This window comes from Sulfuricurvum sp. (assembly GCF_049305995.1).
Classification (GTDB): domain Bacteria; phylum Campylobacterota; class Campylobacteria; order Campylobacterales; family Sulfurimonadaceae; genus Sulfuricurvum.
The window spans coordinates 1-7,326 of sequence record NZ_JBAQPS010000105.1 but is presented as its reverse complement, the minus strand read 5'-3'; the positions used below and the strand labels follow the sequence as shown (position 1 = coordinate 7,326).

Genomic DNA, 7,326 nt, shown 5'->3' with positions numbered 1-7,326 from the left:
TCATCATTTTCATTGTATTTTTCAAATGCAACAATACTATGAAACGATTGGTGATCACGCAATTTTTGAGACATGATATAACCGGCACGAATAGACGTATTTGGAATATCTTTATTTTCAATTATGGCTGCTTCAAAGGTATTTGGAATCATTTTTGTATCATTGGTAGCAAGCATAATACTGTCGATACCTTGACGTCCTACTTTGACGTTGCTCTTACCATTTTTATACTCTAAATACGATTCTGCAAAGTTACCCATTGCCCCTTCGGTACCGTCTGCACGTGTATGATAGGTATCTTTACCCGCTTTTCCATAGTTTGTTGTTGCGCTAAAACCATCTTTATTATCATTATGCATTGGAACCGTGCCGTAGAACCCTACAGTTGCACCAATCCCATGAAAATAACCTGTTTTGTAGACTAAACTACCACCAATACCCCACATTCTATTATCAGCAGTAGTACCATTTTTTTGAGTATCCCAATCCCAAAAAAATGAATTTGAACGTAGACGTCCATAGACTTCACCCTCGGTGAACATCTCTTGAATAGAATTTACCGCACTAGGTGTTTTGGTATATTCAACTTGATAATTCCCTTTAAGAACACGGTCTTCTGTTTTAAGCGCTTGCGCCGACGTTGCCAATAAACAAGTAGCAGCCGCTACCATACTAAGTTTTACTAATTTCATTCCTAACTCCTATTTTGATTTAAACGCCAAAGGAATAAAATCCCTTTGGCTACGCTAACCGCTATGACACATGTATCGAAGCGAAAAGCCTAACAAAGTGCAGGCAAACGCTTGCCCCATACGGGGCAGATTTTAGTCTCTAACAGCTTTTTGAGCCTTTTTTCGGACATCCGCAGTTATAATCCATGATACGGACATTACTGTTACCGCTGATGTTCACATTTTTCTGGCGACGAATATACCCCGCAGTGACATCAAAAACCGGACGGGTCAATGAGTCTTTGAGGTTTGAACCTGCATTTTGCAGGTTGCCACCCCATGAAGAGACTTTGTACACTTTCGAATCATTGAGAGGTTTTCCCCCCACCATAATATTCGTAATCCGTTTTCCTGTAGCGGCTCCGACACGAATTTCGTAGGTGACACCGCCGAGGCGGCTCATGTCTCCACCTTGTTGATAAAGCGGATTGGCATTAAAAACGTTATCCGCAATATCTTCGAGCAACGTACGGATATGAAGCCCTGTCAATTCAAACGTATAGACGTTCGGATAGGTGATTGCCGTCATATCGTAGACATCATCCATCGTGATTTTGTCACCACCGAGAACCGTAGTTCCCCATCGATATCCCGGAGTAAATGAAATATCCGAATCCATCGCATCGATAATCGAATCGTTGATCAGCTGATCGAACGTAGAATGGAACGTGTCGCGCTTGAACAACGTCGATTTTGTAATCCCTAACACTTCAGAAAGCTCTGAATCGTACGGTGAGTACAGCTCTTTGACCAATGCTTCACCCTCTGGATCAGCAGGGATCAGGTTGGAGGCTACAGGGATGAGTTTGTACTCATACCCTTTGACCTTATGGTTTTGGATATCGATATCCAAACGCCCTACGTATTTACCGTGGCTTCCCGCGATCACGATCACCGTTCCGTTGATCACGGTCGGACGAGGTGATGGATCATGGGTGTGTCCGCTGAGGATGAAATCGATCCCCTTGACTTGACGGGCAACCTCTTGGTCAACGCTGAAACCATCATGCGAGAGGACAACGACACAGTCCACTTTTTCCTCTTTACGAAGTTTATCGACATAGGTTTGGAGTGTATCTAAACGCAGACCAAAACTCCACCCTTGGGTAAACTCTTTCGGGTTTGCCGTCGAAGTAAACGGAAACGACTGACCGATAATACCGATCTTCGCACCGCCGCGCTCCATAATAGTGTAAGGTTCAAAAATAAGCTCTTCAAAATCATCGGCAAACGAATCATCTCCGACGACGTTTTGGGAAACGAATTTTGCGTTCAACATCTCGATGAGTTCTTTGACCCGTTTTTTACCGTAGGTAAATTCCCAGTGACCGACCATAACGTCTACACCGAGGTAATTTTGGGCTTTTACGATCGCTTCACCGGTCGTTTTAAGGGCAACGCCCGTCCCTTGCCACGTATCCCCTGAGTCAAGGAGCAATACGTTATCGGCACCACGCTCTTTTTTGACATGGTTGATGAGGGTTTTCATGTGTGAAATTCCCCCCATTTTTCCGAACTTATGGGCAAGAGAGTCGAAATTCATAAACGTATCGAAATAGGCATCCAAGGTTTTACCCTGCATTCCGTAATGCTTCAAAAACGACTCACCGCACAAAAATCCCGGTGTCCCCGTCAAATTCGGAGCCGAAATCAATGTCGATGGTTCACGCCAGTAGAGCGGTTTGATATGAGCATGCATATCACAGATATGCAACAGCGTCACATTCCCTTTCGCGTTGAAGCTGTAAATATCTTTTAATCCCACTTCGTCAATCCGCTTAGGACCTGCCGCTGCAGAGGCAACAGCCGGTAATCCGATCCCAAGAGCGGCGGCGATATGGAAAAAGTCTCTTCGTGATAAATCCATAACCTGATCCTTAACGTTTCACGCTAGGGACATTAATAGGATTCCCTTTGGTTTTGTTCGTAACGTACACTTCAAGTGCAACGATCTCACGTGATCCAAGTGGAATCTCTGCGAGGAGAGCATTTTTCATACATTGTTGCATACGCTTATCCAATGTGACCATTTGACTTTGAGTCATACGGTATGCCGGCCATGTTCCAGCTGCTGCTGTCTCTTTCGCCCCTAGATCAGGAAGCGGTTGCATACGAAGACGCTGACCGACGATATCCATACTGTGACAGTTGTTGCATGAGAGGCCGCGACCGCCGCGACGCTCTTCAAACACTTGTTGTCCGAGTTTCATCATCTCAACCATGTGTTTGTTTGCTTTGACATCGATAGAGGTTTTTTGTCCGTTTGCGATTGATTTCACATACGCCGACATTTTAACCATCTCTTTGCTCTCTAGCTTTGGAGAGGGTTTTTCGCTTGCTGCAGCTGCCATTTGAATAGTCTGTGCCAACGTCACTACTTTTTTTGCACTCTCTACATAACGGGGAAAACTTGCAATGTATTTCGGAAGATCTTTCTCTTTTACACCCAGCATTTTTGCATAATTAGCTGTTCCGACAAGTTCACCGAAAAGTTGTTCACCCTCAGCCACTTCCATCTCAGCCGGATTGCTCTCTAAAAGCTCCGCATACATTTTTTTATCGGCATCCGACATACTCAATTTTTCTTCTGCATTAACGGAACCCAAAAGGGCTAAACACACTAACGCTGCCGTGATTGATAACGTTCGCATGATTTATCCTTTTGGATTGATGGCACTGGTCGTTTCGACGCTTTGCCCTTTGTTATCTTTAGCGATAACTTTGAGTGTTCCTGCACCTGGAACTTTAAAACTGATAGACATAAGCGGATTAACTGACAATGATTCCCAGATAACCATTTTTGTAATCAACGCATCGTTAAACATAAATTTAACTTCATCGATATACTCAGCCGGGATAATCGCTCCCGTATCTTTGTTTTTACGCATACCTGTTTCCATCGGGTGCATTGCCATAAAATCGATTTTGACGATATCGCCTGCTTTGTAATCTTTTGGTTTGATTTTGATCAATGTTTTCATTTTTATTATCCTTGTTGTTTCTTTTTTATAAAACTGGATTCCCAATCTAGTTGGGAATGACGTTGATTCTAAATCAACCACATCCGCCGATGGTTACTTTGACGTTTTGTTTCGCGGTGAGGAACGTTCCATCACTCATCTCAGCGATAGCGACAACATCTTGAGTCCCACCGAGTTTTACACGGGTACCGAAAAATGCTTCACCGTTTGCAGGGGTCAAATAGATATTTGCACAACGTACATTTCCGTTTTTAGAAGCGAGTACATGGATTGCTTTAACATGATCTTTGGATGTCATTGGGCTTTCAACCGTTACTTTAACCGGTACAACCGCACCGTTTTCAGCAATCTCAGGGGCTTCCATTTTTACTTTACTAGATGCTACCAACGCTTTGCCGCCGGTAATCGCCGCTACCGCTGTCTCATAATTCATCTCATTGGGACCTGTCGGTTTTTTCTCATCCGCCGCACTTGCCACATGAGGGAGTGCTACTGCGCACGCCGCCGCCACTCCAAAACCTTTTAAAAATGATCTTCTTTCCATAATATTCTCCTTATTTACTTTTTAACGGCTGTGATGTAGGATACCAAATCACATACTTCACGCTCGTTCATCAAACCATTGGCGAGGTTAACCGTCATCGCCGATTTTGGGTTGTCCAATCGTGGATCAGCGATCTTTTGGTACATAAACTGAGCATTGCGAACTCCGCTATCTATAAAGAGCTCTTTATACTTGCTCAAGTCCGGTCCGATATTACCGTACCCTTTTGCACCCTCGATATTATGACAGGCGACACAGTTACCCATTTGTTTCTCTTTACCGTTAGGTAGAAGACGAGTTAAACCTTCCGGCGGATTCTCTTTCGCATCTTTTCCGTTTAGATTATGAAAAATGTATTGTCCACGAGCGATCGCTTTAGGATCAGAACTGACACAACCCTCGATCATCGTATACGCTTTTGCAGCAGGCAAGGCATCTTTAATCAAAATGGCCGTCGCATCCGGGGTCTCAATTACCTGTGATAAATCGGCTGCACTTAAAAAAGTCGCTAGACCGAGCATGATCACTTTTCGCATTGGCTCTCCTTAAATTCTTATTTCGAGGAGTATTGTAAGACAGGAGTGTAAAATTTATGTAAAAAAACTCACTAATTACGCGGATGTATAAAGTGGGGGGTAAAACGTATACGAAAAGGTACTCCCCTCGCCGTATACGGAGTCGATGACGAGCTCAATTCCCGCTTTATCGATAATCGATTTAACAATATTAAGTCCGATTCCAAATCCCCCCTTATCACGGTTTTCGCGATAATAACGCTCAAAAATGCGATTTACATCTTCGATCCCGACTCCGTTATCTTGAAATCGGAGTATGCAATGGTCGGCAAAACCTTCTAAAACAACTTCAATCTCCCCCTCTTCATGAGAGTATTTGATCGCATTGGAGAGATTATTATCGATAATACGCTGTAACTGAGTCGGATTAAAATGGAGGATAACATTTTCAGCGAGATGGGGACGTATCGTTATATTTTTGAGCGCCGCCACTTCATGAAAATAATCAATCCTCTCTTGAAGATACAAACTCAAATCGATTCGCTCATACTCAAAAGCCAAACGTTCATTTTTAATCAGATAGTCCATATCGTTATAGAGTGTTGCCAATGTTTTTGTTGCCGCTTTAATCCGCTGAAGGTATTTATTACTCGGGTTGGAGCGATGATAGAGATCAATATTGACGTTAATGATCGAAAGCGGCGTATTGATCTCATGCATCGAGTCTTTGATAAATTGATCCAGCCGTTGATTGATCCTCTGAAACGGTAATGCGAAACGGTCCAAAAAGTAAAGAGATAATACAAAAATCAACGCCGCAATCGAGAGGAGGATGACTACTACATCCTGATAAATTCGGGCATACGAAATCTCCCCTCCTACCACCAGATACGATGCATCAAAATAACGTCTCTCAGGGAGTGCCACGATCAAATACGCATATCCATCTTGTATATAATATCCCGTTTTTTGAATCATTAGATCAGATTGAATCAGGGTAAAAATAGGATTGAAATGGAGATCATACAGCCCTGATTGAAACGAGCGGAACCTCGGATAATCAAACGTTTGTTTCTCTTTTGGGTCAAACTCTTCCATAGCCCGTAGTATAAGATGCGATTGACGTTTGAGCTTAAATTCATACTGAATCTCATACACGTATTTCATGTACGTTACATACAGATAAGTAGGGGCGAGGAGCAACACTGCCACCAGCATCGTATACAAAAAGGCGTTTTTGAGAGCATAGCGATTATCGTTCAATGATGTATCCCAGCCCGCGTCGATTTTGGATGATCTCTATGGGGAGTTTTTTACGTAAATTGTTAATCTGAACCCGTATGTTGGCAGGATCGACGTACTCACCCCAAATCTCATCTTGGAACATTTCCACCGATACGATTTGATTTGTGTGTTTGAGTAAAACGGTAAAAATCTCTTTTTCCGTTTTTGAGAGGGCGATATTTACCCCCTCGTGAGTCAACGTAAAATGTTCTGTATCATACATCAGCTCTGAACCAAAATCAATTTTATTTTCACCGTCATGATAGTGACTTTTCAGCGCGTGCATGATCCGTATCTGCAACTCGGTTAGATCGAACGGTTTGCGGATATAGTCACAACACCCCGATTTATACCCCTCTTGCAAATCATCCACATTGACCATCGAGGTGAGAAAAATCGCCGGTGTTTTATTCCCTTCCTTACGCAATGTCCGAAGCAGATCAAATCCATTCATCCCCGGTACGTTCACATCGAGAAGATAAAGATCAAAATGGGTTTCATATATGGCATCAAATGCCCTCTCTCCGTTAGAGAATCCCATAACTTCAAGCCCCAAATCTTCTAAAAATTCAGTAATGCTTATACGGAGCATATACTCATCTTCAAGTAGCAACACTTTCATCGTATCTCTCCCTTGATTTCGTTTGTCACTTTATAACCCAGCAGTATTCCGATCAACTCTTCTTTGGAGTACGTTCCCAATCGTTCCCTCGCCTCTTCCAGATAAAGTTCCCGATCTTCGGGAGGAACTGTATCTTTTAGATACAATAGCTCTTTATCATAAACACTTTGATACGGTGTATTAGCGGGCGTTTTTTTGATCATCACATCGTATAATTCACTGCGGGAAAGATGAATCAAAAAGGATATATCCTCTTCGTCCGAGTGAGCGTAAGTACTGATTTGTTTTGGAGAAAGGGAAAAAACAAACGCTCCGATACTTTCCCCCTCACCGTTCATCATTGGTTCATAAAAAAGATACCGTCCTCCACTGACAAGCACACGTGCGGTTTTCAAGGTTTTAAAATTGACTCCGTTTAAAAACTTCAAATCACTTTTGGTATATTTGGGATTTGCTAAAATATACTCTTTTCCGATGCTCGGATTATCTTGCATAAATACCGCCGTTTCGTAAAACCGTTCATCCATCAAAATATACAGATCAATCCCCAAACGGTCGAAATATTCCTGAGTCGATTCGAAAAAAGAGACCACTTCCACAAAGCCGATCATCTTTTCGGTATGGTAGACCGGAACAGTCGCTTTGATCC

Annotated in this window: 8 protein-coding genes and 1 pseudogene; all 9 read right to left on the bottom strand. The window is 42.8% G+C overall.

Features of this window, described 5'->3' with window-relative positions:
- Window positions 1-692 (bottom strand): OprD family outer membrane porin (locus WA010_RS03540; protein WP_422555793.1); only part of this gene is annotated, 692 nt, incomplete at its 3' end.
- Window positions 693-831: 139 nt separating this feature from the next.
- Window positions 832-2,598 carry a thiosulfohydrolase SoxB gene (soxB, locus tag WA010_RS03535; RefSeq protein WP_422555792.1) on the bottom strand — a complete coding sequence of 589 codons (1,767 nt, stop codon included), beginning with the start codon at window positions 2,596-2,598 and terminating at the stop codon, window positions 832-834.
- A gap of 10 nt (window positions 2,599-2,608) precedes the next feature.
- Entirely contained in the window at window positions 2,609-3,382 is a 774-nt protein-coding gene (soxA, locus tag WA010_RS03530) for a sulfur oxidation c-type cytochrome SoxA (protein WP_422555791.1), read from the bottom strand.
- 3 nt (window positions 3,383-3,385) lie between these two features.
- Window positions 3,386-3,712: a thiosulfate oxidation carrier complex protein SoxZ gene (gene soxZ, locus WA010_RS03525; RefSeq protein WP_422555790.1), complete on the bottom strand. Its 327-nt coding sequence runs from the start codon at window positions 3,710-3,712 to the stop codon at window positions 3,386-3,388.
- A 73-nt stretch (window positions 3,713-3,785) separates the two neighbouring features.
- Window positions 3,786-4,256: a thiosulfate oxidation carrier protein SoxY gene (gene soxY, locus WA010_RS03520; RefSeq protein ID WP_422555789.1), complete on the bottom strand. Its 471-nt coding sequence runs from the start codon at window positions 4,254-4,256 to the stop codon at window positions 3,786-3,788.
- A 14-nt stretch (window positions 4,257-4,270) separates the two neighbouring features.
- Window positions 4,271-4,792: a sulfur oxidation c-type cytochrome SoxX gene (gene soxX / locus WA010_RS03515; protein WP_422555788.1), complete on the bottom strand. Its 522-nt coding sequence runs from the start codon at window positions 4,790-4,792 to the stop codon at window positions 4,271-4,273.
- Between the two features lie 75 nt (window positions 4,793-4,867).
- Complete coding sequence (locus WA010_RS03510) at window positions 4,868-6,034, bottom strand: sensor histidine kinase (RefSeq protein ID WP_422555787.1); 1,167 nt, start codon at window positions 6,032-6,034, stop codon at window positions 4,868-4,870.
- A complete protein-coding gene (locus tag WA010_RS03505) occupies window positions 6,024-6,677 on the bottom strand; it encodes a response regulator transcription factor (protein WP_422555786.1) in 654 nt (217 codons plus the stop codon). The genes WA010_RS03510 and WA010_RS03505 overlap by 11 nt, the downstream gene beginning before the upstream one ends.
- A pseudogene (locus WA010_RS03500) lies at window positions 6,674-7,326 on the bottom strand (hypothetical protein); the annotation flags it as partial. The gene WA010_RS03505 and the pseudogene WA010_RS03500, both read right to left, overlap by 4 nt.

Excerpts from the sequence above, each read along its gene's own strand:
- soxB (WP_422555792.1), bottom strand. The coding sequence starts at position 2,598 with ATGGATTTATCACGAAGAGACTTTTTCCATATCGCCGCCGCTCTTGGG.
- soxA (WP_422555791.1), bottom strand. The coding sequence starts at position 3,382 with ATGCGAACGTTATCAATCACGGCAGCGTTAGTGTGTTTAGCCCTTTTG.
- soxZ (WP_422555790.1), bottom strand. The coding sequence starts at position 3,712 with ATGAAAACATTGATCAAAATCAAACCAAAAGATTACAAAGCAGGCGAT.
- soxY (WP_422555789.1), bottom strand. The coding sequence starts at position 4,256 with ATGGAAAGAAGATCATTTTTAAAAGGTTTTGGAGTGGCGGCGGCGTGC.
- soxX (WP_422555788.1), bottom strand. The coding sequence starts at position 4,792 with ATGCGAAAAGTGATCATGCTCGGTCTAGCGACTTTTTTAAGTGCAGCC.
- WA010_RS03505 (WP_422555786.1), bottom strand. The coding sequence starts at position 6,677 with ATGAAAGTGTTGCTACTTGAAGATGAGTATATGCTCCGTATAAGCATT.